Here is a 26,816-nt window from a genome sequence, read left to right on the forward strand (position 1 = left end):
TGCACCTAAAACGGGCGTTGCGGGAAAACAACGATAATGCTTTTGGGTAATAAACGTTGCTATAACCATTTTGACATGCCCATGACAGTCAAGCGCAGTTTTGTAACAACAATGATACACAAGGTGCATTGCGCTGCACAAATATTAAGTAAAATTCAATTGAATGTCGGCAATATCAATGCAAATAATTACCTTGATTATCAATATTTAATTTTGATTTACGTCGATTTACATAAACAAAAGTATTGTTACATCTCGGGTTGGTAGATGTGCAATGAAATACCTTGCAGTGCAGCAAAAGAAAATTGCGTAAAGTTCTTGCATTGTTGCGCTGCTTACGTTCCGTTGTTTTCACGAAACATTGCTCCCCCGTTGTTGACAGTTTTGGCGGCCCAATGGTTTCATGCACTGCACCTGCAAATAACCATTTTGTCAGGTTTAATAAGTGAGATTCAGCACCGTTGATAATCGACCCAGGGCGGTTCAGCCCCATGGTTAATATCCATCACAGGTTAAAAGAATCCTTAGGGCTGGCCACGCAATATGCCGGTTTTTTTAAATAAAACATGGCCTTTTGATGGTTTAGGTTTCTCCTCCAACCGGGGAGTTTAATAATGGGAGTTTTACAATGATTCAAGAGAAAATGATGTCGCGTACCTTGCGTACTGTGTTCGCCAGCTCGATGCTGGTGGGCATGACCGCAATGATGCACAACGCTATTGCACAGGACGCGGCACCGCAGCAGAAGATTGAATCGGTGCAAGTGACCGGTACCCGCATTACCACCCCAGGTACGACTTCGACCAGCCCGATCTCGTCGATCAGTGCGGAAGAAATCAAACAGTCCCAGCCTGTCGCTGTTGAGGAATTCGTCAAGGCACTGCCAGCGGCCGTGCCATCGATCGGCCCTGGCACCAACAATGGTACCGGCGGTGGCGCTACCATCGACCTGCGTGGTCTGGGCGCAAACCGTACCCTGGTGCTGATTAACGGCCGCCGCATGGTGCCGTTCAACCTGAACGGCACGGTCGACACCAACGCCATTCCAATCGCGCTGCTGAGCCGCGTTGACCTGCTGACCGGTGGCGCATCGGTGGCCTACGGCGCGGACGCAGTGGCCGGCGTGGTCAACTTTAATCTGAAGAAAAACTTCCAGGGTCTGGATATTTCGACCTCCTACGGCGGCACCGCTGATCAGCATGACGGCAAGCGCAAGCGTACCGACCTGACCTGGGGCGCCAACCTGGACGACGGCCGCGGCAATGTGGTACTGAGCGTCGGCAAGACCTCGGTTGATGCGGTAACCCAGGGTTCGCGCGACTACGGTAAAGTCAGCCTGAGCTCGGTGAGCGGCAAGGCCACCGGTTCCGATACCGGTATTCCGTCGACCTTCATCATCAGCCCGGTGAAAGGCGCCAAGGGCGGCCTGGATGGTACTTACCAGATCGATCCGACCACCGGCAAACTGTTCACCCCATCGGTGCCATATAACACCAATCCGCTGAACTACTACCAGACCGGTCTGGACCGTACCCAGGCAACCGCGATGGCCAACTACAAGGTCAACGATTACGCTGACGTGTACAGCGAAGTGTTCTACACCACCAGCAAAGTGGCGTCGACGCTGGCGGAGTCGGGCACCTTCCAGAACTCCTACAACGTGCCGATCGGTAACCCGTACATTCCGGCAGCAGCGCGTCAACAGATCTGCGACCAGCGCGGTATCGCTGCGGCAGACTGCGTGGTCGGCGGCACCACCATCGTTCCGATGACCATCGGTCGCCGTTTTGTTGAGCTGGGCCCACGTATCAATGCCTTCGACAACAAGACCCTGCAATACACCCTGGGTGTCAAAGGCGATGTGGCCTGGGACTGGACCTACGATGCATCGTGGACCCGTGGCGTGTCGGACCAGGTTCAGCTGAAGCAGAACTGGGGTTCGCTGTCGAAAGTGAACCAGGCGCTGAATGCCCTGAACACCACCACTTGCGTCAACACCGCCAACAAGTGCGTACCACTGAACGTGTTCGGTGCCGCCGGCTCGATTACGCCAGAACAGCTGGCCTTCATCAACTCGAGCGCGATCTCGATGCAGCACGTGCAGCAGGACGTGGCCTCGATCAACTTCTCGGGTGACTTCGGTAACAAGTTTGTCAGCCCATGGGCAGGCGCGCCGATTGCGATGGCAATTACCGCTGAAGAGCGCAAAGTGGAAGCCGGCAACCAGTCCGACGCGGCCACCCAGATCCAGGGTGAAGTGCTGGGTTCGGGCGCACCGACTCCAGACCGTAACGGTAAATTCACGCTGCGCGAACTGGCCATCGAAACCCAGATCCCGCTGGTCAAGGACAAGCCGTTTATCCGCGCCCTGAATGCTGACCTGGGCTACCGCGAAACCGAGTTCAAATCGGGCTCGAACGGTTCGCAGAACTACAGCAGCTGGAAAGTTGGCGGCGAATGGGAACCGGTCAAGTCGATCCGCTTCCGCGGCATGGTACAAAAAGCCACCCGTGCACCAAACGTCAACGAACTGTTTGCGCCACAGGTGACCAACCTGTCGAATCTGGCGGTTGACCCTTGCGGCAAGGATGACAAAAACCCAGCCCAGGCCAACAAGGCGGATGCCAACAAGGCGGGTACCCTGTCGAACCTGTGCCGCCTGACCGGTGTGCCAGAAGCGACCATCGGTTCGCTGGGGCAGCCATCCTCGGGCCAGATCAACAATCTGACCGGCGGCAATCCTAACCTGGGCCCTGAACAAGCCAAAACCAAGACCCTGGGTCTGGTGTGGGAGCCGATTCCTAAGCTGGCGGTGAGCCTGGACTGGTACCAGATCAAGATCACCAAGGCGGTGTCGAGCCTGAGCGTGTCGGACGTGATTGACGGTTGCTACAAAAACAACCCAACCTACGTCATGAACGACTACTGCGCGATTGTCGGCCGCGACCCAGCAACGGGCGGCTTCAACGGTGTGGGCTCGAAGGGCGTACAAACCCCGCTGTCGAACGCCGGTTCGCAAGAAACCTCCGGTATCGACCTGGGCGTGCAATACAAGCTGCAGGCTAAGACGCTGAACCTGGATCCTAAGTTCGGCAACTTCGACCTTGGCCTGAACTACACCCAGGTACAGCGCTTCACCTTCCAGGGCACCCCGACCTCGATCAACCGCGACTGCCTGGGCTACTACTCTGTCGCTTGCGGCAACGTGGCAAATGCTCCAGTGTTCAAGCGCAAGTTCAACCAGCGCACCACCTGGAACGTTGGTCAGTTCGCTCTGGGCTACAACTGGCGTTACACCAGCGCGGTCGACATCGAACCGCTGGCGCAGTTCCCTAAAGCTGGCGCGGCACCGACCTTCCTGGATCAGTTCACGCACATCAAGGCCTACAACTATGTGGACCTGTCCGGTGTGTACAACTACTCGAAGAACGTGCGTCTGAGCCTGAGCGTCAACAACGTGGCTAACAAGAAACCACCTATCGTTGGCGCCAACGTCAGCACCACGTCGGTTGACAGTGGTAACACCTTCCCGCAGACCTACGATGCCATCGGTCGTTATGTCACCTTCGGTGCAAACGTGAAGTTCTAAGCTTCAGCGTTGCATAGAAACTAAAAACCCCTCGCAAGAGGGGTTTTTTTATTGGTGCTTATATATTAGAGGCCGCCCCAGGCCGCACTTAATATGGCGACCGCGGCCAGCGCGGCGGTCTCGGTGCGCAGGATGCGCGGCCCCATGGCCAGCGGCAGGGCGCCGTGGCGGATCGCCAGCGCTTCTTCCTGGTCGCTGAGACCGCCTTCCGGCCCGACCACCAGCGTGACCGCCTGCGGCGGCTGGTGGCGCGCCCAGTCGGCCAGCGACTGTTCGGCGCGCGGGGTCAGGATGATGCGCCGGTGCAGGTCCTGCTGGGTGATCCACTGCTTGTAGTCCTGCGGCGGCGCCAGCTGGGCCAGGCGGTTGCGGCCGCTCTGTTCGGACGCCGAGACGATGATGCCGCGCCAGTGGTCCAGCTTCTTTTCCGCGCGCTCGGCCGATAGCCTGACCACGCAGCGCTGCGCCGCCAGCGGCTGGAAGCTGGACACGCCCAGTTCGATGGCTTTTTCGATAATCCACTCCATCTTGCTGCCTTCGGGCAGGGCCTGGGCCAGGGTGACGGCAAACGGCAACTCGGCCTCGCGCGGCGTATGCGCCTTGATTTCGGCGTTGGCGCTGCGGCGCGCAATGTCGGTCAGCGCCGCCGCGTACTCGCCGCCGTCGCCATTAAACAGGGTGATCAGGTCGCCCGGCGCCAGTCGCAGCACCTGGATGTGATGGGCAACGGCCTCGGGCAGGGCGACAAGCTGGCCGATCGCCAGGGGCTGGGGGCAGAAAAAGCGGGGCATGGCGTGGTATCCGGTCAGGTTAGAGCCGCAATTTTAAATGGTGGATGTCATCGTCTGGTAAAATAATGGGCTCAGCAAGCGTCGAGCGCGTGCCAGCACCAGCGCCCCTTGTGCCCAGTTTCCATACTTTCGTGATATCAACGATGACTTCTACGCTCCCACACACCCAAATGGCTAACGCGATCCGCGCGCTGGCAATGGACGCCGTCCAGAAGGCCAACTCCGGCCACCCAGGCATGCCGATGGGCATGGCTGAAATCGCAGTGGCACTGTGGAGTGGCCATTACAGCCACAACCCGGCCAATCCGAAATGGGTGAACCGCGACCGCTTCCTGCTGTCGAACGGCCACGGCTCCATGCTGCACTATGCGCTGCTGCACCTGAGCGGCTATGCGGTGAGCATGGATGACATCAAGGCCTTCCGCCAGATGCATTCGAAGACCCCGGGCCACCCGGAAGTCGGTTACACCCCGGGCGTGGAAACCACCACCGGTCCGCTGGGCCAGGGTATCGCCAACGCGGTCGGCATGGCGCTGGCTGAATGGCTGCTCGCGAGCGAATTCAACAAGCCAGGCCTGGACGTGGTCGATCACTACACCTACGCCTTCGTCGGCGACGGCTGCCTGATGGAAGGCATCTCGCACGAAGCGTGCGCGCTGGCCGGCACCCTGGGCCTGAAAAAACTCATCGCGCTGTACGACGACAACGGCATCTCGATCGACGGTAAAGTCGAAGGCTGGTTCACCGACGACACCCCGGCCCGTTTCGAAGCCTATGGCTGGAACGTGATCCGCGCGGTTGACGGTCACGACGTTGCTGCTGTCTCGGCTGCCATCGCGGCCGCCAAGCAGGCCGGCAAGCCGACCCTGATCTGCTGCAAAACCGTGATCGGCAAAGGCTCGCCTAACCTGCAAGGCGGCGACAAGGTGCACGGCGCCGCACTGGGCGAAAAAGAAGTCGCTGCTGTGCGCGAATACATCGGCTGGAGCGCCGCCCCATTTGAAATCCCGGCAGACATCTACAGCGCATGGGATGGCAAAGCCAACGGCGCCAAGCTGGAAGCCGACTGGGCCGCCAAATTCGCGGAATACAGCGCCAAGTTCCCGGCTGAAGCCGCTGAACTGAGCCGCCGCATGGCCGGCGACCTGCCAGGCAATTTCGATGCGGCGCTGGCCGCCGGCATCGCCTCGACGGTCGAGAAGAAAGAAAACATCGCCACCCGCAAGGCCAGCCAGAACGCCATCCAGGCACTGGCGCCGGTGCTGCCGGAATTCCTGGGCGGCTCGGCCGACCTGACCGGCTCCAACCTGACCAACTGGAAGGAAATCGTGCCCGTGCGTTCGGGCCAGCCAGGCAACCACATCAACTACGGCGTGCGCGAGTTCGGCATGTCGGCGATCATGAACGGCGTCACCCTGCACGGCGGCTACATCCCGTTCGGCGCCACCTTCCTGACCTTCGCCGACTACAGCCGCAACGCGCTGCGCATGGCCGCGCTGATGAAACAGCGTTCGATCTTCGTGTTCACCCACGACTCGATCGGCCTCGGTGAAGACGGCCCGACCCACCAGTCGGTCGAGCACGTCTCGTCGCTGCGCCTGATTCCTAACCTGGACAACTGGCGTCCATGCGACACCACCGAATCGATGGTGGCCTGGGGCGCGGCAGTCAAGCGCCAGGATGGTCCTTCGACGCTGATCTTCTCGCGCCAGAACTTGCCGTACCAGGAACGCAGCGCGGCGCAGATCGCGGACATCCAGCGCGGCGGCTATGTGCTGCGCGAAGCGGCTGACGCCAAAGTCACGCTGATCGCCACCGGTTCGGAAATCGAACTGGCCCAGGCTGCCGCCTCGGCGCTGGCCGCGGAAGGCATCGTGGCGCGTGTGGTGTCGATGCCATCGACCGATGTATTTGACCGTCAGGACGCTGCTTACAAGGCGGCGGTATTGACCAAAGGCGTACCACGTGTGGCCATCGAAGCTGGCGTCACCGATTTCTGGTACAAGTACGTTGGCCTGGAAGGCGCTGTGGTCGGCATCGATACCTTCGGTGAGTCGGCTCCCGCAGGCGTGCTGTTCAAGCACTTCGGCTTCACGGTAGAAAACGTGGTGGCGAAAGTCAAATCTGTCATTGCTTAATCTATAATTGCTTGTTGCATTACCTATATTTTTAATCAGGAGCAAAGTATGACGATCAAAGTTGCAATCAATGGCTATGGCCGTATCGGCCGTAATGTGCTGCGCGCTTTCTACGAAGGCGGCAAGAAACAAGACATCCAGATCGTGGCAATCAACGATCTGGGCGATGCCAAATCGAACGCCCACCTGACCCGCTACGACACCGCCCATGGCAAGTTCCCTGGCACCGTGGAAGTCGACGGCGACAACATGATCGTGAACGGCGATGTGATCCGCGTGTTCGCGCAGCGCAACCCGGCTGAAATTCCATGGGGCGACCTGGGCGTGGACGTGGTGCTGGAGTGCACCGGCTTCTTCACCACCAAGGAAAAAGCCTCGGCCCACCTGAAAGGCGGCGCCAAGAAAGTCATCATCTCGGCCCCAGGCGGCAAAGATGTGGACGCGACCATCGTCTACGGCGTCAACCACGGCGTGCTGAAAGCGTCGGACACCGTGATCTCGAACGCGTCGTGCACCACCAACTGCCTGGCCCCGCTGGTCAAGCCGCTCAACGATGCGATCGGCCTGGAAAACGGTCTGATGACCACCGTGCACGCTTACACCAACGACCAGGTGCTGACCGACGTCATGCATGAAGACCTGCGCCGCGCCCGTTCGGCCACCCAGTCGATGATCCCGACCAAGACCGGCGCTGCTGCCGCGGTCGGCCTGGTGCTGCCAGAGCTGAACGGCAAGCTGGACGGCTACGCAATCCGCGTGCCGACCATCAACGTATCGATCGTTGACCTGTCGTTCATCGCCAAGCGCGACACCACCGTGGACGAAGTCAACGCGCTGATGAAAGCTGCTGCCGAAGGCCCGCTGCAAGGCGTGCTGACCTACCAGACCGAACCGCTGGTGTCGGTCGACTTCAACCACAACCCGGCTTCGTCGAACTTTGACGCTACCCTGACCAAAGTGTCGGGCCGCCTGGTCAAAGTATCGTCGTGGTATGACAACGAGTGGGGCTTCTCGAACCGCATGCTGGACACCACCGTGGCACTGATGAACGCCAAGTAATTCCCGGCGTCATTGCGCCCAACCCTCGCGCGTGCCAGTACTTGCAGTACTGGCCGCAGCGAGGGTTTTTTTTTAAGTCCGCTTGTGTGGACGCCAGCCAACCAGGCAAGCAATTGTGAAGTCGTCCGCGCGTTCTTTTGCCTGTCTTGCACCTCAGTTAAGAAGAGCGCAATATTTATCGCGATGGGTCCTATGGAAACTCCATCTCACGCGATGGCAGGGAGAGTGCTATATTGTCAATTGCAAATAACACAATTTCATTCCATGAATCTTCTGATGATCACCGGCTTAGTGCTGGCTACCTCGGCGCCGCTGCCGGTGCAGGCGCCGCTCAGCACGCCGGCGCAATTCCGCCAGATTGCCCGCCATCCGAGTTTCAACGTGGTGGTGCAGCCACCGGGAACCCGGCACATCCTGCTGGTGGGCAGCATCGATGCCAATATGGCGGCCATGTTTCAGCAAGCCCAGGCCCATGACCCGCAGATCGATACCGTGATGATCGACTCCTACGGCGGCAACATCAACAGCGCGATGGAGATTGCCGCCTTGATCCGGCAGCGCAAGCTGCACCTGATCGTGGATGGCCGCTGCCTGTCGGCGTGCGCCAATTACCTGTTTCCCGCTGCGCTCAGCAAGACAGTGCTGCCGGGCTCGGTGGTGGCTATCCACGGCCTGAGCGCCACGTATTATGATGATGGGCAGCTCAAATCGGCGACTGAGTCGCAGGCGTACGATGTGTTCCGTTCGTCGTCCCGCACCGCTGACCGCGAGGTGTTCAACCGCCAGCTGGCGCGGCAAAGCGAATTTTACCGGCAGCTAGGTTTGCGGCCGGAGGCACACAGCACCTTCAGTCATTATCTGGCGCATCGCAAGGCGCTGTTTGGCACGGATATGATAGACGCAGCCCAGCACGCGCCTGGCTGTCCGCCAGCGCAGATGTGGGCGCTCGATCAGCAGCAATGGCAGGCGATGGGCGTGAAGGGCATTACCGCGTACTGGTATCCGGCCACCAGCGAACAGCGGCAGCAATTGCTGCGCGACCTGGGCATGCCTGCCGATTATTTTTACTACGGTGCCGGCGCTGATCTGGAGCAGCTGTGCCGGCCTTCGCTGGCGACGCGCATCCGCAACTGGTTTGTGAGCCGCTAATAAAAAAGCCTGCCGGGCGCAAACCCGGCAGGCTGTTGCCGCTGCCCCGAAGGGCAGGGAGGCATAGGATTACAGCGAAACGCGCAGACCCAGGTAGTAGCGGCGGCCGATCGGATCGTAGGTCGATGCGTCGGTCTCGGTACCGGTGGTGTCGCCTGGCAGACCACTGATGATTGGTGGCGCTTTGGCGTTGAACGCGTTGTTGATACCCAGGTAGACCTGTACCGATTTCTTCACGTCATAGGTGAATTGGAAATCGTTGTAGGTACGGGAACCAACACCCACGCTGCCTGGTGCAATGCTCAGGCTCTTCAGGAACTGGTCATCCAGTGCCACTGGGCCGGTGTAGGTTGCGGTCCAGGTGGCGCCGAAGCTACCCCATTTGTAGGCGGTGTTCAGCACAGCCTTGCTGCGTGGCGCGTTGATCTGCGCCGAGGTGACTTCGCCAACGTCGTTATTGCGCTCTGCGTCAGGCGTGGCTTTGTTCCACAGTTCACGCAGATAGGTGTACGACAGCTGGGCGCTCAGACGGCCAGGGCCGACGCGGTCAGCCCACGACGCGGTCAAGTCCAGACCTTCGGTGCCGGTGCCACCGCTGTTGGTGACGGCGGTGTTGCTGTACTGGATAGAACCGGCGCTCAGGTTACCCGTTTGCGCAGGACGGCGGGTGATGAATTTGCAGAAGGTCTGATTGTTCTGGTTGTAGCACTGGTCCAGAGCATACTGACGGTCGGTCGACACGATGGCGTCCGAAATCTTGATGTTGAAGTAGTCCGCCGTGAAGGTGAACTTGCTCAATACCGGGATCGAACGTGGGGTGACAACGAAACCAATGGTCGTCGAACGGCCTTTTTCTGCCTTCAGGCCCGGGTTGCCGCTGTTGTAGCCGCTAATACCTTGCTGATCCGCTTGGCCCAGCGTGAAGACGCCGCCGTGGGCTGCCATATTTGCTGCGACGCCTGGTGCGGCTTTGCAGTTGGTGGCCAGGGCCGAAGTGGCCGACGACGACACGCCTTCGCATGGGTCGACCAGGCCAGTTGGGAAGTCCTGGCTAGGTGCGGTGTACAGCTCGTTGATGTTCGGCGCACGGGTCGACTGGGCACGGGTACCGCGGATCTTGAAGTCCGAGGTCACCGCCCACTCACCACCAGCATTCCAGCTGTTGGTGCTACCGACGGTCGAGTAGTCGCCATGGCGGAAGGTACCCAGGAAGCTCAGTTCCTTGGCGAACGGCTTATCCTTCAGGATAGGCACGCGGGTTTCAACGAACGCTTCACGGACGGTGAAGTTACCGAAGGTTGGTGGAATCGCGTTACCAGCGTTCAGGCCAGCCTGGGTCAGCGGGTCAGGGATGGAGCTCGAATCTTCGCTGCGCCATTCGAAACCGGCAGCCAGGCCAACTTTACCGGCTGGCAGGTCGAACAGCTCACCGTTGATCGAAGCGCCGGCCAGCTTCTGGGTCACGGCAGTTTGCAGCGAGCCAGGTGCGGTCACGTATTTCAGTGCATCGGGCGAGATGGTGTTGTAGCCAAAGATGTTGATTGGTACGCAACCTTCTGCTGCGGCGTTGGCGTCACGGCAGACTGGTTTGCCACTGGCGTCAGGCACGGCATCCAGCGCGTAGCGCAGGTTAGGAATGTTGACCTGGCCGGTCGAGCTTTGCGCTTCCTTGGTTTTGCCGTACGAGATGTAGGTCTCGTAGTTCCATTCTTTGGTGAATGGCAGCGTGCCTTTCAGGCCGGTGGCCAGACGGAAGGTGCTGCGGTCCGCGTCAGAGTGGCGTGGGCCGAATTCCGACAGGCGGCGGGTGAAGAAATAGTCAGGAATACCGTCGCCGTCGTTGTCGCTGATGCGGTCCCACAGGTATTGCGGCACCAGCGGGTTTTTCACCAGCTTGCCGTTGACGATGGCGCCTGCAGGCACCTGGCCGCCCGTACCTTTGTAGATCTGGTCCGAACCCAGCGGGAAGGACTCGATATTGGTCGAGACCTTGGTCTGCGCGTAAGTACCTTCAAAGAAGGCGCTGTGGTTTTCGTTCAGCGCGCGGGTACCGTTCAGCGAGAACAGATAGCGTTCGGTCGGGACAGCGATGGTACGCAGGGCCGAGCGGTTGTAACCGGTCGCGGCGCCGCCGTTGGTGCCGTTTTGGTTCCAAGGAATGACGTTACCGTTCTTATCGTAGGTAAAGTCGCTCGCGTCGCTGTAGAAGTGGCCTTGTGGCGCGTAGCCCGAGTAGTTCGGGCTCTTGGCCACGAAGGCCAGGTCAGGACGGCCTTTGACGATGGCCGAAGTCTGGTCGAGCGCCGAAGCATCGCGGTCGCGCGAGAACACCGGACCCTGCTTCGAGTAGCCGAAGTGGCCCATGATGTTGCTGGCGCCGTCGGCGCTGCTGGTGCCGAAGGTCAGCGCGATCTTGCGCTTGTTGTCGTCGCCTTCGCTGCTGCGGCCGCCCTGGGCATCCAGCAGCACGCCTTCGAAGTTTTTCTTCAGGATGATGTTGACCACACCGGCCACCGCGTCCGAACCGTAGGTTGCGGAGGCGCCACCGGTCAGCAGTTCAACGCGTTCGATGAAGTCGGTTGGAATGGTGTTCAGGTCGACTGCGCTGCTGCCTGGCACGCCAGACACAAAGCGACGGCCATTGACCAGCACCAGGGTACGCGAGTCACCCAGGTTACGCAGGTTGACGGTCGATACACCGCCACCCGAAGTCAGGAAGTTCGAGTTGGTACGGCTCAGGCTTGGGGTACCCATGGTCGGGTTTTTCTGCAGCAGATCTTGCAGGTTGACGGCGCCGGAGGCGGCGATGTCAGCCGAGCTCAGAATCTGCAGCGGCGATGGCGATTCGGCGCCTGGCGAGGCAATGCGCGAACCGGTAATCTGGACTTTCTGTACGGCTTCCGCCGGTGCAGCTTCCTGGGCAAATGCTGCTTGTGCGCTCATCGCCATGCCGACTACGCAGATCATGCGTACGGAACGGGACAACACTGTTTCCTTCATCATTGCGGAACTCCTTAGGTGTATTGAAACAACTCTCCGTTATTTTTTTGTTAAAGTTTAAGTTTAACTGGTCAACTTTAACGAGTTCGCAGGCATGTTGTAAACGTAAAAGGCCGTAAAAAAGCAGCTATTCGCAAAAAAGCAACAGTACCACCGTTGTAACAAATTGTTTCGATTTGGCATGTGGAAATAAACCTGGATTAACTCAGGCGAAGTTAATCAAGCCCCGTAATAACCGGGAAATGCCTTATCTGATTGAACCCTGAAATAGTGCGCTGGCCGCACCGACCTGTATAGACGTATTCAGCGCATTGGGGCAGGGGACAGGGCGGGAAAAACCTACGCGAATTACGTAAGGGCGATTCTTAAAAAATGTCGGATATAACCCATGTGAAATACGGTGAACTGCTAATTTTTAGCGGGTTTATGCTAAAAATCGTCGTATTTTACTCGGGACTGCACCAGCGTAGGGCAGTGTAAACACAGGGGGAAGGCCCGGTCCGGACGGACCAGGCGGGGGCGGGCGCAGATGCTTACTTGTAAATGCCGGAACCGATCAGGAAGTCATCGACACGTTCGACATAACCCGATTTGGATTCAACCGCTTTAGTAACTGGATTAGGCCATTTAAAATCGACCCAGCCCTTTCCTTTATTTTTAGCGGTATCCACCATTTCCTTAATCATGGCCTTGCCTTCATTATCTTTTAAACCGATTAAAGGCTTGCCGACCATTTTGGGATTATTACCGTGCGCTAAAGCCACGCCATTCAGGTCATACACATATATATACAGGTCGCGGTCATGGAAGGTGGGGTTGGCCGGGTCCGAGATGGCGGCGAAGGTCTTCTCCTTGCCGTCCGACTTGACCATGGCCACCGCCTTCTTGACCATGGCGACGGCCTCGTCCGCAGTTCCGCGGTCGGCCGCCAGCGCGGGGCCGGACAGGATCATGCAGCTGAACGCCAAAGCAGAGGCGCCGAAAAGTGCTCTCATATCGATCTCCTTTATGTGGTGAAACTGCTTCCTGAAGTATTGCACCTTTTGAAAAAGTTATTGTTGTTGATCGGCAACATTAACGCCGAAGATGGCTTGCCATAGCGCGGATACCTGGGCCGCGTGCTGTTCCACCAGCTCGGGCGCGATACGCGCCAGGTCCTGGCCTTGCAGGCGCAGCTGGTGCTGCAGCTTGCGGTATTGGCGGTAGGCATCGGCCACCCTGGCGGCCAGCCCGGCGTCGATCAGGCCCAGTTCGCCGCACATGCGCAGCAGCGCGATATTGCCGAAATTGGCGGTAAGTTCAGGATAGGCCGCCGCATGCTGCAGCACCAGGAACTGCACGATGAACTCAATGTCGATCATGCCGCCCGGGTCCTGCTTCAGGTCAAACAGGGCGCTGTGGTTGGGCTTGGCGTCGTACATGCGTTGGCGCATGGCCAGCACCTCCTGCTTGAGCGGACCATCGGCCGGCCGTTCCTTGCGCAGCACCGCCTCGCGGATCTGTTCGAAGCGCTGGCCGATGGCGGTGTCGCCCGCGCAGTAGCGCGCGCGCGTGAGTGCCTGGTGTTCCCAGACCCAGGCGGAATTGCTCTGGTACTTCTCAAACGAGGCGACACTCGACACCAGCATGCCGCTGGCGCCGTCCGGGCGCAGCGCGGTGTCGATGTCAAACAGGATGCCGGCCGAGGTGTGCGAGGTCATCCAGGTGATGAAGCGCTGCGCCAGCTTGGCGTACTGGGCCGGCGCATCCTGGTCGGCATCGTCGTACAGGAAAATCACGTCGAGGTCGGATACATAGCCCAGCTCCTTGCCGCCCAGCTTGCCATAGGCGATCACTGTGAACAGCGGCACGTCGCGGTGGCGTGTGGCCACGGTATGCCACACCGCCTTGATGGTGGCGGCGACGATGGTGTCGGCCAGCGCCGACAGGTAGTCGGCCAGCTTTTCCACGGTGAGGTCGCCGGCCAAGTCCTGCGCCAGCAGGTGGAACAGCTGGGCGTGGTGGATTTCCCGCAGAATATCCATCTGTCGCTCGGTGTCGCCGGGCGCGGCCGCCAGCTGGGTGTCGATGTCGGCGGCCAGCGCCACCGGGTCGAACACGGCGTTGCGGATGCGGTCGTCGAGCAGCTCATCGAGCAGGATCGGGTGCTGACTCAGGAACTGCGCGGCCCAGCCGCTCGCATGCACCATGCGGATCACGCGCGCCAGCGTGTGCGGGTATTCGGTCAGCAGCGACAGGTAGGCCGAGCGCCGTGCAATCGCTTCCAGGAAATCCAGCAGCCGGCCCAAGGTGGCCAGCTGGCTGCCGCCGCTGGATTCCTGCGCCGCCTGCACGATCAGCGGCAGCGCCGTGTTGATCAGACCTTGCAGCCGGTTGCGGCTGGCTTCCGGCATGGATTGCAGGCGTGGCGCCTGCCACGTGGCGATCAGGCGCTTGGTGGCCGCTTCCGGATCGTCAAAGCCCAGCGCATGGAAGCGCGCCACCATGACTTCGCGGTTGTCGGGATCGGCGCATTCATTGCTCGACTGCAGTTCGATATCGTTGTCGCTGGTTTCAGTCTTGTCCGAAAACATTTCGTCAAACTGGCCGGCAACGAAATGGCGGTGCGCTTCGAGCTGGCTCAGCAGGGTGGCCACATCAGGCAGGCCCATCATTTCAGCGACGGTCTGGCGGTCAGTGTCGTTGGCGGGCAGGGTGTGGGTCTGGGCATCGTCCAGGTATTGCAGGCGGTGCTCGAGGTTGCGCAGGAAGGTGTAGGAAGCCAGCAGCTGGTAGACGATGGCGTGGCTTAGCAAGCCTTTCTCGGCAATGATGCGCAGCGTGGTGCGCGTCGAACGGTCGCGCAGCGCGGCGTCGCGGCCGCCGCGTATCAGCTGGAATACCTGGGCCAGGAACTCGATCTCGCGGATGCCGCCGCGGCCCAGCTTGACGTTGTTGCTGCGGTCGGGATGCAGCCGCTCCTGGCGGTTCACTTCGGCGCGGATCTGCGCATGCATATTGCGGATGGCGTCGATCACGCCAAAGTCCAGGTAGCGGCGGAAGCAGAACGGCCGCACGATGGCGTCGAGCGCGGCGATGTCCTCGGCGCGGCCGGTGACGGCGCGTGCCTTGACCCAGGCATAGCGCTCCCACTCGCGGCCCTGGACGATGAGATAGCGTTCGACCATGCCCAGGCTGGCCGCCAGCGGGCCGGAGCCGCCGTTGGGCCGCAGCGCCATGTCAACCCGGAAGGTGTAGCCGTCTTCGGTGATTTCGGCCAGCGCGGCAATCAGCTTCTTGCCCAGGCGCACAAAGAATTCGTGGTTGGACAGGCTGCGCTGGCCCGGGCCGGCCGCCGTATCGCCGTCTTCCGGGTAGACAAAGATCAGGTCGATGTCGGACGAGACATTGAGTTCGCCGCCGCCTTGCTTGCCCATGGCCAGCACGATCATTTCCTGTGGCAGGCCGGAATCGCGGCCGATCGGCTGGCCGTGTGCGGCCACCAGTTCCACTTGCAGTTCGGCCATGTGTTGCTGAATGGCAAAATCAGCAAAGCGCGTCATGGCTTCCACCACCTCGGCCAGGTTGGCCTTGCCCTCGAGGTCGCGCCGGATCAGGGTGCACACCAGCAGGTTGCGCAGCCGGCGCATGGCGCGCATCAGCGGCAGTGGCGGGGCGCCTGAGGGAACGGCCTGGGCTTCTTTGGCTAAAAAGTCAGCAAGATTGATCTGGGCAAGCGATAATTGCGCCAATTCATCAGTTTTGGCGGCGCGGTCGGGAGCGGCAGCCAGCCAGCGCTGATAAAAACGGGAGACAGACGGTGAACTCATGCGCGGGATGTTTCCTCTATTGGTAACGGCGTGTAAAGCATGGTAATCCGGCGCATTTCTCCCCCTCCGGGGCGCGGTTTCAGCGGGGGGATGGGGTAGAATTGCTGCGCAGGCATAAAAGCTTGAAAACCGAGTTTAGCGATTTATTTACCGCATGGCCTGATTTATTAGCGTATTGATGCAAAAACCAGAGGAGGAGACCGTGACAGGCGAGGGGCCATTGGCCGCGCGCTGGCATCGGCTTCGTGCCGCCTACCGTATCTGCAACCTGGCCACCCATCACGTGCTGGGCTTCACCTTGAAGCTGGCGCTGGTGTTGTATTTCGCTTTCACCATTCTGTTCCTGACGCTGCGCTATGCGGTGCTACCGAATATCGACCACTACAAGGGCGATATCGAGCAGGCCGCGAGCCGCGCGGTCGGCAATCCCGTCACCATTTCCCGTGTTTATGCCTCCTGGAACGGCTTCCGCCCCAATCTGTTCCTGGGCGACGTGGTGCTGCACGACCAGCGCGGCCGCCCGGCGCTGAGCTTGCCGAGCGTGTCGGCCACGCTGTCCTGGTGGACGCTGGTCACGGCCAATCTGCGCTTCCACGCGCTGGAACTGACGCGGCCGGAACTGGACATCGTGCGCGAAGCCGATGGCAAGCTGTACGTGGCCGGCATTTACCTCGACCTCAACCAGCCCAGCGACGGCAAGGGCCTGGACTGGCTGCTGCTGCAGCGCGACATCGTGATCCGCGAAGGCCGCCTGCAATGGACCGACCGTCAGCGCGCCGCGCCACCGCTGGTGCTGGACAATGTGGCCGTGGTACTGCGCAACCAGTGGCTGCACCACCAGTTCGCGGTCCACGCGACGCCGCCGGCCGCACTGTCGGCGCCGCTGGACCTGCGTGCCGACTTTACGCACCCAGCCTTTGGCGCGCGCACTTCCAACGTCTCGATGTGGAAGGGCGAAGTCTATGCCGACATCCGCAATACCGATTTGCTGGCGTGGAAAGCCTGGGTCGATTATCCGTTTGAACTGAGCAGCGGCACCGGTTCGCTGCGCGCGTGGGTGGGCGTGGACCAGTCGCGCCTGACCAGCTTTACCGCCGACGTTGGCCTGAGCAACATCACCGCTGTGCTGGGCAAGGAATTGCCACTGCTGGACTTGCAGCAAATGAGCGGCCGCATTGCCGCGCGTGAAGACATCCGCCCGCCGCTGGCGCGCAAGGGCGCAGTGACGCCAGCATTTGGTGCGCTGGCCCACAGCATCGAACTCAACAACCTGACCCTGACCACGCGCGATGGCCTGGTGATGGCGCCCACCTCGCTGTCGGAAAGCTATGTGGCCGCGGCTGGCGCCAGGCCGGAGCGCGTGGAAGTGCGCGCGCGCCAGCTGGACCTGCAAACGCTGGCCGGTCTGGCCGAGCGCCTGCCGCTCAACGAGCATCAGCACAAGCTGGTGGCCAGCTTTGCGCCGCGTGGACTGCTGCAAAACTTTTCCGCCGAATGGCAGGGCGCGTTCCCGGCCTTGCAGACCTACCGCGTCAAGGGTGACCTGGTTGGACTGGGCCTGAAACCGCAGCCGCCACGCCCGGCGCAAGCGAAAAATGGCAAGACGCCAGCAATTGCCGGCATGCCGGCGCTGCCCGGCTTCGACAACCTGAGCGGTGCGATCGACGCCACCGAAAAAGGCGGCAGCTTCCAGCTCAACTCGCAGCAGCTGGTGCTGCAAATGCCGGACTACTTCGACCAAGCCTCGATGCCGTTCGACCATCTGAACCTCAAGGCGCGCTGGTCGTTTGAAGCGGACAACCAGCTGCTGTTCCAGATCGACGCCATGGACTTCGAGCAGGAAGGCTTGCGCGGCACGCTGCAGGGCACGCACACCATCCCGCTGGCGGGCAAGGGACCGGGCAAGGCCGACCTCAGCGGCACGCTGACCGGGTTCCAGCTGAACCGCATCGGCCGCTACCTGCCGGTGCAGACCCCGCACGACCTGCGCCACTGGCTGACCGGCGCACTCGAAGGCGGCGTGGCGACCGACGTTGCGCTGCGTCTGCGCGGCGACCTGGCGCACTTCCCGTTCCACGGCGACAGCAATGCCGACAAGGCGCGCGGCGAATTCCGCGTGGCCGGCAAGCTCACCGAAGGCAAGCTCAACTACGAACCGGGCCACTACCATCTCGATGGCAAGGAACTGGGCAAGGATGGCAAGCCGCTGCCGCTGTGGCCACAAGCCGAGCACATCAAGGGCAGCTTTGTGTTCGAGGGCGCGCGCATGGAAATCCGCGGCGATACCGCCACCACGGGCGGTGTTGCGCTGAGCAATGTGAAGGCGGTGATTCCCGACCTCGGCATCCACGACTCGATGCTGGAAATCGATGGCAATGCGGCCGGGCCGATGCAGGAGTTCCTCAAGTACGTGGCCAACAGCCCGGTGCTGGAATGGATCTCGCACTTCACCGATGAAACCCAGGCCAGCGGCAATGCCAAGCTGGCGCTGAGTTTGCGCATCCCGCTGGCGCACGCGATCGATACCAAGGTGCAGGGCACGCTGCAGCTGGCCAACAACGACATCACGCTGATGAGCGACCTGCCGGTGGTGCAGTCGTCGCAGGGCAAGATTGAATTCAACGAGCGCGGCGTCAACCTCAACCAGCTGAGCGGCAACTTCCTCGGCGGTCCGGTGTCGATTACCGGCGGCAGCCAGAAGGACAACGCCATCATCGTCAAGCTGGGCGGCCTGATGACGGCCGACGGCTTCCGCCAGGCGTATCCGATGCCGGCCATGCAGCGCCTGGCGGACCACTTCTCGGGCAGCACGCGCTACAGCGGCACGGTGACGGTGCGCGACCATCAGGTGGTGGTGGCGGTGGATTCCAGTCTGACCGGCTTGGGCCTGAACCTGCCCGCGCCCGTCAAGAAAACCCAGACCGACAACATGCCGCTGCACTTCGTGCTGGCCAGCGGCCTGACGCCGGACGCTGCCGGCCTGCTGCATGACGATATCCGCATTGGGCTGGGCAGCAACATCGCGGTGCGCTACCAGCGCCAGAAGCTGCCCAAGCAGCACTGGAAACTGGTGCGCGGCGGCATCGGCGTGAATGCGCCCGCGCCCGAACCGGACAGCGGCCTGACCTTCAACATCAATCTGCGTGAACTCAATGTCGATCACTGGCTGGACTTTGGCGACCTGATCGGCGGCAAGGGTGCACCGGCGACACCGGTACCGGCAGCGGCTGCAACGGACGCCACCGACATCACGCAGTATGTGATCCCGGACGCGGTTGCCGCGCGCGCCAGCGAGCTGGTGATCGGCGACCGCAAGCTGGAAAACGTGGTGATCGGCGTGACGCATCAGAAATCCATCTGGCAGGCGAATATCGATGCCACCCAGGCCAGCGGCTACCTGACGTGGTCCGAGCCGTCCACCGGCGCCGGGCTGGGCAAGGTGACGGCCCGTTTGTCATCGCTGGTGATCCCGGAGTCGGCGTCAAACGAAGTGCAGGACCTGCTGGATGGTAAGAGCGCAGCGGCCACCATCCCGGCGCTGGACGTGGTGGTGGACCGTTTTGAACTGTTCAACAAACAGCTGGGCCGTCTGGAACTGCAAGCCAATAATGCGCTGCTGCCGAATACGCGTGAATGGCGCGTGAGCAAACTGTCGCTGGCCAATCCGGACGGCGAGCTGACCGGCACCGGCAAGTGGATCAGCAAGGATGGCACGCACAACACCAGCCTGAATTTCAATCTGGCCATCAACGACGCCGGCAAGCTGCTGGACCGCTTTGGTTTTGCCGATACGCTCAAAGGCGGCAAGGGCTCGCTCAAAGGCGACATTGCCTGGAAGGGCTTGCCTTACGCGCTGGACCTGCCGAGCCTGTCCGGCCAGATCACCATGAATGTCGAGAAAGGCCAGTTCCTCAAACAGGACCCGGGCGCCGCCAAGCTGCTCGGCGTGCTGAGCCTGCAAGCCTTGCCGCGCCTGCTCAAGCTGGACTTCCACGACGTGTTTTCGGAAGGCCTGGCGTTTGACGGCATTAGCGCCAACGCCAGCATCAACCACGGCATTGCCAAGACTGACAACCTCAAAATGCATGGCGTCGCCGCTACCGTGCTCATGGACGGCAGTGCCGACATCGCCAATGAAACCACCAATCTGCACGTGGTGGTGATCCCGGAAGTGAACCTGGGCACGGCGCCGCTGGTGTATGCGCTGGCGGTCAATCCCGTGATCGGCCTGGGCAGTTTCCTGGCGCAGCTGTTCCTGAGTGCGCCAGTCATGAAAGCACTGACCTATCATATGCAGGTGACCGGCCCGTGGAAAGCGCCGGTGGTCACCAAGCTCGACGCCGCCAAAGCAGACCTTCCGCCCAAAGGAGCGCCATGAATACCGTAGCCGCCATACAAATGATTTCGTCGCCATCGGTGAGCGACAACCTTGCCACCGCGCGCCGGCTGGTGAGCCAGGCCGCGCAGGATGGCGCCCAGCTGGTGCTGCTGCCGGAGTACTGGGCCATCATGGGCCTGAACGACAGCGACAAGGTCAAGGTGGCCGAGCCGCTCGGCAGCGGACCGATTCAGGACTTCATGTCCGGCCTGGCGCGTGAACTCAAGATCTGGCTGATCGGCGGCACCCTGCCGCTGGCCTCGGAGGATGCCGAGAAAGTCATCAATACCACGCTGGTCTACAACCCGCAGGGCGAGCATGTGGGCCGCTACGACAAGATCCACCTGTTCGGCTTTACCAAGGGCACGGAGTCGTACAACGAATCGAAGACCATCGTGCCAGGCCAGCATGTGGGCGTGTTTGACGCGCCGTTCGGCAAGGTCGGTCTGTCGGTGTGCTACGACCTGCGCTTCCCGGAATTGTTCCGCGCCATGGGACCGGTGGCCTTGATTGTGTTGCCGGCGGCCTTCACCTACACCACTGGCATGGCGCACTGGGAAATCCTGTTGCGCGCGCGCGCCATCGAAAACCAGTGCTATGTGCTGGCGGCGGCGCAGGGCGGCAACCATCCGAATGGCCGCCGTACCTGGGGCCACAGCATGCTGATCGACCCATGGGGCGCGGTCAAGGCCGTCTTGCCCGAGGGCGAGGGCGTGGTGCGCGGCGAGATCGACCTGGCCTATATGGACGGCGTGCGCGAGAGCTTGCCGGCACTGAAACACCGCACCATGTGATATCCACTACAATTGCGGTAACACCTAACAGAAAGCATCACCATGAAGCCATTTGAACCGAACCTGTCCTCCCTGGCCGTTGCGCGCGATATCCTGCTGACGCCGTTCGGGCTGGACGAGGGCAAGCTGCTCAAGACGCTGGGCAGCATGTTCACCCACAAAGTCGACTACGCCGACTTGTATTTCCAATTCACTAAAAACGAGGGCTGGAGCCTGGAGGAAGGCATCGTCAAGACCGGTAGTTTTTCTATCGATCAAGGCGTCGGCGTGCGCGCCGTGTCGGGCGACAAGACGGCTTTCTCGTACTCGGATGAAATCTCCGAAGCAGCGCTGCTGGATGCCGCTGCCGCTACCCGCACCATCGCCCGCGTTGGCGCTGGCAAGATCAAGGTTGCCGGTTCGATGAACCATGTGGGCGGCCGTTCGCTGTACCTGCCGCATGATCCGCTGGTGTCGCTGGACGCCACCGCCAAGGTCAAGCTGCTGGAGCGCATTGAAAAAATGGCGCGTGCCAAAGACCCGCGCGTGGTGCAAGTCATGGCCAGCCTGGCCGGCGAGTACGACGTGGTGCTGGTGGTGCGCAGCGATGGCGTGCTGGCCGCGGATATCCGTCCGCTGGTGCGCGTCTCGCTGACCGTGATCGTCGAACAGAACGGCCGCCGCGAAGTGGGCTCGGCGGGCGGCGGTGGCCGCTACGACTACGGCTACTTCAGCGATGCGTTGCTGGACCAGTACGCCACCGAGGCCGTCAAGTCGGCCGTGGTGAACCTGGATGCGCGGCCGGCGCCGGCAGGTCCGATGACCGTGGTGCTGGGCCCTGGCTGGCCAGGCATCCTGCTGCACGAAGCGATCGGCCACGGCCTTGAGGGCGACTTTAACCGCAAAGGCTCGTCGACCTTCGCCGGCCGCATCGGCGACCGCGTGGCCGCCAAAGGCGTGACCGTGGTGGATGATGGCACGCTGGCCGACCGCCGCGGTTCGCTGAATATCGACGACGAAGGCAATCCGACCCAGTGCACCACGCTGATTGAAGACGGCATCCTCAAGGGCTACATCCAGGACACCATGAACGCGCGCCTGATGAAGATGCCGGTGACCGGCAATGCGCGCCGCGAATCGTTCGCGCACCTGCCGATGCCGCGCATGACCAATACCTACATGCTGGGCGGCGACAAGGATCCGGGCGAGATCCTGGCATCGGTGAAGAACGGCCTGTATGCGGTCAACTTCGGCGGTGGCCAGGTGGACATCACCAATGGCAAATTCGTGTTCTCGGCCAGCGAGGCGTACATGATCGAGAATGGCAAGATCACCTATCCGGTCAAAGGCGCGACGCTGATCGGCAATGGTCCGGAAGTGCTGAACCGCGTCTCCATGATCGGCAACGACATGAAGCTCGACCCTGGCGTGGGCGTGTGCGGCAAGGAAGGCCAGAGCGTGCCGGTGGGCGTCGGCCAGCCGACGTTGCGTATCGACGGGGTTACCGTCGGCGGCACCGCCTGATTTTTTTTGCCCCCGGCGCCGGGGGTAAAGTTTTGTGGGGAGGCGTTCTGGCCGAAAAAAATTGCTTGCCAAGGCGCGAACTATGGCGTTATAGTCAATCCATGACCAAATTCTTCTTTACCGGCTGGTTTTACTTTAGCTTTCCAACCCAAAGGCGGTGGAGTAGCGGCCGGTGCACGTAGAAGCAAAAACGAGTCCCAGCAGAATCCCAAAAAAACCGCCTCCCGATGAGGCGGTTTTTTTTTTACCCCGATTTTTTTAGATCACTTGGAGAACAGCAATGCCCCGTACCGATGATTTGCGCATCCGCGAGATGAAGGAACTGACGCCACCGTCCCACCTGATCCGCGAATATGCGTGCACGGAAGCGGCTGAGCAGACGGCCGCCAACGCGCGTATCGCGCTGCACCGCATCCTGCACGGCCAGGATGACCGTCTGATGGTGGTGATCGGCCCGTGCTCGATCCACGACCCGAAAGCGGCCATGGAATACGCGCGCCGCCTGGCGCCGCTGCGCCAGGCGCTGGCGGGCGACCTGGAAATCGTGATGCGCGTCTACTTCGAGAAACCGCGCACCACGGTGGGCTGGAAGGGCCTCATCAACGACCCCTACATGGACAGCAGCTTCCGCATCAACGACGGCCTGCGCATGGCGCGCGAACTGCTGCGCGACATCAACGAACTGGGCCTGCCGGCCGGCACCGAGTACCTCGACGTGATCAGCCCGCAGTACATTGCCGACCTGATTTCCTGGGGCGCGATTGGCGCCCGCACCACCGAGTCGCAGGTGCACCGCGAGCTGGCGTCCGGCCTGTCCTGCCCGGTTGGCTTCAAGAACGGCACCGATGGCAACACGCGCATTGCGGTCGATGCGATCAAGGCCGCGTCGCAGCCGCACCACTTCCTGTCGGTGACCAAGGGCGGCCACTCGGCCATCGTCTCGACCAATGGCAATGAAGACTGCCACATCATCCTGCGCGGCGGCAAAACGCCGAACTACGATGCGGCCAGCGTCGACGAAGCCTGCAAGGCGATCGCGGCCCAAGGCCTGGCGCCGCGCCTGATGATCGACGCCTCGCACGCCAACAGCTCGAAGAAGCCGGAAAACCAGATCCCGGTGTGCGCCGACATCGCCGGCCAGGTGGCGGGCGGCGACAACCGCATCGTTGGCGTGATGGTGGAGTCGCACCTGGTCGGCGGCCGCCAGGACCTGGTGCCAGGCAAGGAACTGACCTACGGCCAGTCGGTCACCGATGGCTGCATCGATTGGGACAGCAGCGTGCAAGTGCTGCAAGGCCTGGCTGCCGCCGTGCGCCAGCGGCGGCTGGCCACGCAAGCTGCTGAAAGCGCTTCCAAATAAGCCTCTGCGGCCCCAATGGCAAATTGGGGCCGTTTTTTTTGCGTTTGACTAGCAAGGTTGTTGTACGTACGCCAATCGTTACATATGTACGGTTGACAGTTAATTTACTGGCATGTTTTTATATTAACCATGGCCGGTGCCGTTGCTCACCTTCCTGATGTAATTCCCCAAATTTAAAGAATTCCCGCGTTCCAGCTTATCCAGCTCAGGGCGTTGGATTGTTGCATCCTAAAAAAACAACTGGAGGTTAGATATGATTCAAGAAAGAGTGCTGTCCCGTTCGTTGCGGTTGATGTTTTCGGGCGGTGTGGTTGCCAGCATGGGCCTGCTGGCGTTGCCTGCCATGGCGCAAAACGCGCCAACGGACAATCAACCGATGCAGCGGGTGGAGATCACCGGGTCGTCGATCAAGCGCATCCAGAAGGAGGGCTCGCTGCCCGTCCAGGTGCTGACGGCGGCCGAGATCAAGCAGACTGGCGCGACCTCCGCCACTGATCTGATCCAGATGCTGCCATCGATGCAGGGCTTCGTGCCGGCCTCGAGCTCAGTCAACGGCGGCGGCGCCGGCGTGACGACCGCGTCCTTGCACTCGCTGCCCTCGAAATACACGCTGGTGCTGCTGGACGGCCAGCGCGTGGCGCCTAGCGCCCTTGGTACGGGGCAGGGCGGCGGCTATTCGGTCAACCTGTCCAGCATCCCGCTGGAAGCGATCGAGCGTGTCGAGATCCTGACCGATGGCGCTTCCGCGCTGTACGGTTCGGACGCGATTGCCGGCGTGGTCAACTTCATCACCAAAAAGAACCTGACCAAGGGCGAAGTATTTGCTACCTATGGTCAACCGAAAAAGAATGGCGGCAAGTGGAGCAGTGCCGGCCTTACCAAAGGCTGGGGTGACCTGGAGTCCGATGGCTGGAACGTACTGGCCTCGTACAGCCACGAAGAGCAGCAGCGGATTGCCGCCTTGCAGCGCGATTTTTCAGCGCCCGGCGCGTTCTTCAAGTTCAGCTCCAATGGCAAGCAGTACTATTACGACCAGCGTACCGGCAACACCGAGCCGGCCAACATCCTGTTCAATGCCCGTCCTAAAGGCACGACAGCTGATACTGCAGGCTACGCCATCAATCCTTACCTGGCCGCCAATGGCAACTGCGGCAATCCGCTGGCGGGCCCATCCGGTACGCAATGCCTGTTCAACTACGCGTCCACCGTGGAAGATGTGCCCGGCACCGTGCGCGACAGTGGCCTGCTGAAGGGGACGCTGAAAATCAATGAAAACACCACCGCCTGGGCGGAGCTGGTGTTGTCACAGTTTGCGATGACCGCGCAATACGCACCGTCGGCACAGCAGATGGGCGTGAATGCCACCGACCGCTTCCCGGCCCTGTACCAGAAATATGTGCAGTCTTACCTGGACGCCAACGGCCTGGAAAACCCGAGCGGCAACGCCACGCTGAACTATCGTTCGGTGCTGATCGGCGGCCGTGCGGACAAGTATGAGACCACCGCGCGCCACTTCGCTACCGGTATCGACGGCTCGGCATTTGGCTGGACCTACAATGCGGCGCTGATCCTGTCGGAAAGCAAAATCAAAGACACGGCCGCTGGCGGCTACACCGACTTCGGCATGCTCAATGACCTGGTCGCACAGGGCAAATACGATCCGGTCACCGGCCAGGGCGCGAGCCAGCTGCAGCCAGCGCTGTTGAACGGCACGGTATTCTCGCGCACCAAATCGACGCTCAATACCTTGCATGCGGGCGTACAACATGACCTGTTCTCGCTGCCAGGCGGCACCTCCATCATCTCGCTGGGCGGCGACTATACCAAGACCAAGTACACCACCGATTACCATCCGCTGATCCTGTCCAACTCGGGTTTTGTGACCCAGCCGGCGTCGAGCAATTATCCGGTGGGCGGCAACTATGGCCAGGTGCCGTTCAGCGCCAAGCGCGACAACTGGGGCCTGTTCACCGAAGTGCTGCTGCCACTGCATAAAACTGTGGAAGCGACCGTGTCTGGCCGTTATGACAGCTATGACAAAGTGCACAGTGACTACATCTTTGGCAGCGTACCAAACGCCGACGGTCTGCTCCCGCTTTTGCCTAGCGGTGATATTGGCAATACCGCCAGCGCCGGCACGTACAAGCTGAGCCTGAAATGGACGCCGACCGATACTTTGCTGCTGCGTGCTGCTTACGGTACCGGTTTCAAGACCCCCAACCTGAGTGACGTCGCCGGTGCCAATACCTACAACGGCAGCACCGCCGGCAGCTATATTTGCCCGTTCCCCGGTTCGGCAGGCTGCCAGCCACGGCAATCGCAGTACGATCTGCTGATCGGCCCCAACAGCCAGAGCGGCTCCGCTGGCCTGCAGCCTGAGAAATCCAAGCAGTGGACTCTGGGCGGCCGGATTGAACCACTGCCGGGCCTGTCGCTGGGCCTGGACCTGTGGAATGTGCAGATCCGCGACCAGATCCTGTCGGCCGGTGTGCCGGAGCAGGAAGGTTTCCGTGATCCGCAGACGTATAAAAGTCTGTTCGTGAATCCTTACTATGATCCTGCCGGCTACACCACGATTGCTTATCTGCAGGCGCCAGTCAACGGCGGCGTCGCCAACTACCGCGGTATCGACTGGGACTTCAGCTACCGCAGCAAGACCGCTATCGGCGATCTGCGCGCGGCCTGGAACGGCACCTATATGCTCAAGCAGAATTACACTACGCAAGGCAACGGTACGGTGTATTCTGACCTGGGCCGTTTTGGCCAGGACAATGCCGTGGTGTTCCGCGTCCAAACCAATCTGAGCCTGAGCCTGACCAACGGCAAGCTGACCAATTTACTGACCGCGCATTACAAGTCGGGCTACCGCGACCAGGAATACCCATTTGGTTCGGCGATATCAACGGTGAATCCGGATGGCAGCGTTGGCGATCCGATCGCCTTCAATGGGAGAGACGGCGCACCTGAACCGCTGCGCGTGCCGTCGTACACCACCTTCGATTGGCAAGGCAAGTATGACTTCGGTAACTTTGCGCTGACGGCCGGGATTAAAAACCTGTTCGACCGCAATCCACCGCTGACCTTGCAGAACGCCGGTGGCGGTAACCAGGTGGGCTACGATGGCCGCTACACCGATCCAGCCGGCCGTTCGTTCTACATCACGGGCAACTACAAGTTCTAAGTTGGTTCGTGACGCAAAAAAAATCCCGGCAGTGCCGGGATTTTTTTTTGCTACTACTGCTGATG

The 26,816-nt window shown here is 60.9% G+C and carries 14 protein-coding genes; 9 read left to right on the forward strand and 5 right to left on the reverse strand.

The window, feature by feature from the left end:
- Window positions 1-175: 175 nt before the first annotated feature.
- Window positions 176-493: a hypothetical protein gene (locus GTP58_RS27135; RefSeq protein ID WP_161080128.1), complete on the reverse strand. Its 318-nt coding sequence runs from the start codon at window positions 491-493 to the stop codon at window positions 176-178.
- A 135-nt stretch (window positions 494-628) separates the two neighbouring features.
- Between GTP58_RS27135 and GTP58_RS27140 the strand changes: the two genes are divergently transcribed.
- Window positions 629-3,589, forward strand: a complete 2,961-nt coding sequence (locus GTP58_RS27140) for a TonB-dependent receptor domain-containing protein (protein ID WP_161080129.1) — start codon at window positions 629-631, stop codon at window positions 3,587-3,589.
- A gap of 65 nt (window positions 3,590-3,654) precedes the next feature.
- Here GTP58_RS27140 and GTP58_RS27145 read toward each other — a convergent pair whose 3' ends face one another.
- Window positions 3,655-4,380 carry a 16S rRNA (uracil(1498)-N(3))-methyltransferase gene (locus tag GTP58_RS27145; protein ID WP_161080130.1) on the reverse strand — a complete coding sequence of 242 codons (726 nt, stop codon included), beginning with the start codon at window positions 4,378-4,380 and terminating at the stop codon, window positions 3,655-3,657.
- A 143-nt stretch (window positions 4,381-4,523) separates the two neighbouring features.
- Between GTP58_RS27145 and tkt the strand changes: the two genes are divergently transcribed.
- The 3 genes from tkt to GTP58_RS27160 all read left to right on the forward strand — a co-directional run bounded on the left by tkt (window position 4,524) and on the right by GTP58_RS27160 (window position 8,726).
- Window positions 4,524-6,518, forward strand: coding sequence for a transketolase (gene tkt, locus GTP58_RS27150; RefSeq protein ID WP_161080131.1), 1,995 nt, complete (start codon window positions 4,524-4,526; stop codon window positions 6,516-6,518).
- A 48-nt stretch (window positions 6,519-6,566) separates the two neighbouring features.
- Entirely contained in the window at window positions 6,567-7,577 is a 1,011-nt protein-coding gene (gene gap, locus GTP58_RS27155; protein WP_161080132.1) for a type I glyceraldehyde-3-phosphate dehydrogenase, read from the forward strand.
- Window positions 7,578-7,853: 276 nt separating this feature from the next.
- Window positions 7,854-8,726 carry a hypothetical protein gene (locus tag GTP58_RS27160; protein WP_161080133.1) on the forward strand — a complete coding sequence of 291 codons (873 nt, stop codon included), beginning with the start codon at window positions 7,854-7,856 and terminating at the stop codon, window positions 8,724-8,726.
- A gap of 69 nt (window positions 8,727-8,795) precedes the next feature.
- Here GTP58_RS27160 and GTP58_RS27165 read toward each other — a convergent pair whose 3' ends face one another.
- From GTP58_RS27165 to glnE, 3 genes are all read right to left on the reverse strand, one after another.
- Window positions 8,796-11,729: a TonB-dependent receptor domain-containing protein gene (locus GTP58_RS27165; RefSeq protein ID WP_072784823.1), complete on the reverse strand. Its 2,934-nt coding sequence runs from the start codon at window positions 11,727-11,729 to the stop codon at window positions 8,796-8,798.
- 530 nt (window positions 11,730-12,259) lie between these two features.
- Complete coding sequence (locus GTP58_RS27170) at window positions 12,260-12,721, reverse strand: cache domain-containing protein (protein ID WP_072784821.1); 462 nt, start codon at window positions 12,719-12,721, stop codon at window positions 12,260-12,262.
- Between the two features lie 57 nt (window positions 12,722-12,778).
- Window positions 12,779-15,535, reverse strand: coding sequence for a bifunctional [glutamate--ammonia ligase]-adenylyl-L-tyrosine phosphorylase/[glutamate--ammonia-ligase] adenylyltransferase (glnE, locus tag GTP58_RS27175; protein WP_161080134.1), 2,757 nt, complete (start codon window positions 15,533-15,535; stop codon window positions 12,779-12,781).
- Between the two features lie 178 nt (window positions 15,536-15,713).
- Here glnE and GTP58_RS27180 point away from each other — a divergent pair, with 178 nt between their 5' ends.
- From GTP58_RS27180 to GTP58_RS27200, 5 genes are all read left to right on the forward strand, one after another.
- Window positions 15,714-19,913 (forward strand): YhdP family protein, encoded by a 4,200-nt coding sequence (locus tag GTP58_RS27180; RefSeq protein ID WP_161080135.1) that lies wholly within the window; start codon window positions 15,714-15,716, stop codon window positions 19,911-19,913.
- Window positions 19,910-20,707 (forward strand): carbon-nitrogen hydrolase family protein, encoded by a 798-nt coding sequence (locus GTP58_RS27185; RefSeq protein ID WP_161080136.1) that lies wholly within the window; start codon window positions 19,910-19,912, stop codon window positions 20,705-20,707. The genes GTP58_RS27180 and GTP58_RS27185 overlap by 4 nt, the downstream gene beginning before the upstream one ends.
- A gap of 42 nt (window positions 20,708-20,749) precedes the next feature.
- Window positions 20,750-22,210 (forward strand): metalloprotease TldD, encoded by a 1,461-nt coding sequence (gene tldD, locus GTP58_RS27190; protein ID WP_072784816.1) that lies wholly within the window; start codon window positions 20,750-20,752, stop codon window positions 22,208-22,210.
- A 280-nt stretch (window positions 22,211-22,490) separates the two neighbouring features.
- Window positions 22,491-23,570, forward strand: coding sequence for a 3-deoxy-7-phosphoheptulonate synthase AroG (gene aroG, locus GTP58_RS27195; RefSeq protein ID WP_072784815.1), 1,080 nt, complete (start codon window positions 22,491-22,493; stop codon window positions 23,568-23,570).
- Window positions 23,571-23,823: 253 nt separating this feature from the next.
- On the forward strand, window positions 23,824-26,751 hold the full coding sequence (locus GTP58_RS27200; protein WP_161080137.1) for a TonB-dependent receptor domain-containing protein: 2,928 nt from the start codon (window positions 23,824-23,826) through the stop codon (window positions 26,749-26,751).
- Window positions 26,752-26,816 lie beyond the last annotated feature (65 nt).

Source organism: Duganella sp. CY15W (genome assembly GCF_009857555.1).
GTDB lineage: Bacteria > Pseudomonadota > Gammaproteobacteria > Burkholderiales > Burkholderiaceae_D > Rugamonas > Rugamonas sacchari.

Excerpts from the sequence above, each read along its gene's own strand:
- GTP58_RS27135 (WP_161080128.1), bottom strand. The coding sequence starts at position 493 with ATGGGGCTGAACCGCCCTGGGTCGATTATCAACGGTGCTGAATCTCAC.
- GTP58_RS27140 (WP_161080129.1), top strand. The coding sequence starts at position 629 with ATGATTCAAGAGAAAATGATGTCGCGTACCTTGCGTACTGTGTTCGCC.
- GTP58_RS27145 (WP_161080130.1), bottom strand. The coding sequence starts at position 4,380 with ATGCCCCGCTTTTTCTGCCCCCAGCCCCTGGCGATCGGCCAGCTTGTC.
- tkt (WP_161080131.1), top strand. The coding sequence starts at position 4,524 with ATGACTTCTACGCTCCCACACACCCAAATGGCTAACGCGATCCGCGCG.
- gap (WP_161080132.1), top strand. The coding sequence starts at position 6,567 with ATGACGATCAAAGTTGCAATCAATGGCTATGGCCGTATCGGCCGTAAT.
- GTP58_RS27160 (WP_161080133.1), top strand. The coding sequence starts at position 7,854 with ATGATCACCGGCTTAGTGCTGGCTACCTCGGCGCCGCTGCCGGTGCAG.
- GTP58_RS27165 (WP_072784823.1), bottom strand. The coding sequence starts at position 11,729 with ATGATGAAGGAAACAGTGTTGTCCCGTTCCGTACGCATGATCTGCGTA.
- GTP58_RS27170 (WP_072784821.1), bottom strand. The coding sequence starts at position 12,721 with ATGAGAGCACTTTTCGGCGCCTCTGCTTTGGCGTTCAGCTGCATGATC.
- glnE (WP_161080134.1), bottom strand. The coding sequence starts at position 15,535 with ATGAGTTCACCGTCTGTCTCCCGTTTTTATCAGCGCTGGCTGGCTGCC.
- GTP58_RS27180 (WP_161080135.1), top strand. The coding sequence starts at position 15,714 with ATGCAAAAACCAGAGGAGGAGACCGTGACAGGCGAGGGGCCATTGGCC.
- GTP58_RS27185 (WP_161080136.1), top strand. The coding sequence starts at position 19,910 with ATGAATACCGTAGCCGCCATACAAATGATTTCGTCGCCATCGGTGAGC.
- tldD (WP_072784816.1), top strand. The coding sequence starts at position 20,750 with ATGAAGCCATTTGAACCGAACCTGTCCTCCCTGGCCGTTGCGCGCGAT.
- aroG (WP_072784815.1), top strand. The coding sequence starts at position 22,491 with ATGCCCCGTACCGATGATTTGCGCATCCGCGAGATGAAGGAACTGACG.
- GTP58_RS27200 (WP_161080137.1), top strand. The coding sequence starts at position 23,824 with ATGATTCAAGAAAGAGTGCTGTCCCGTTCGTTGCGGTTGATGTTTTCG.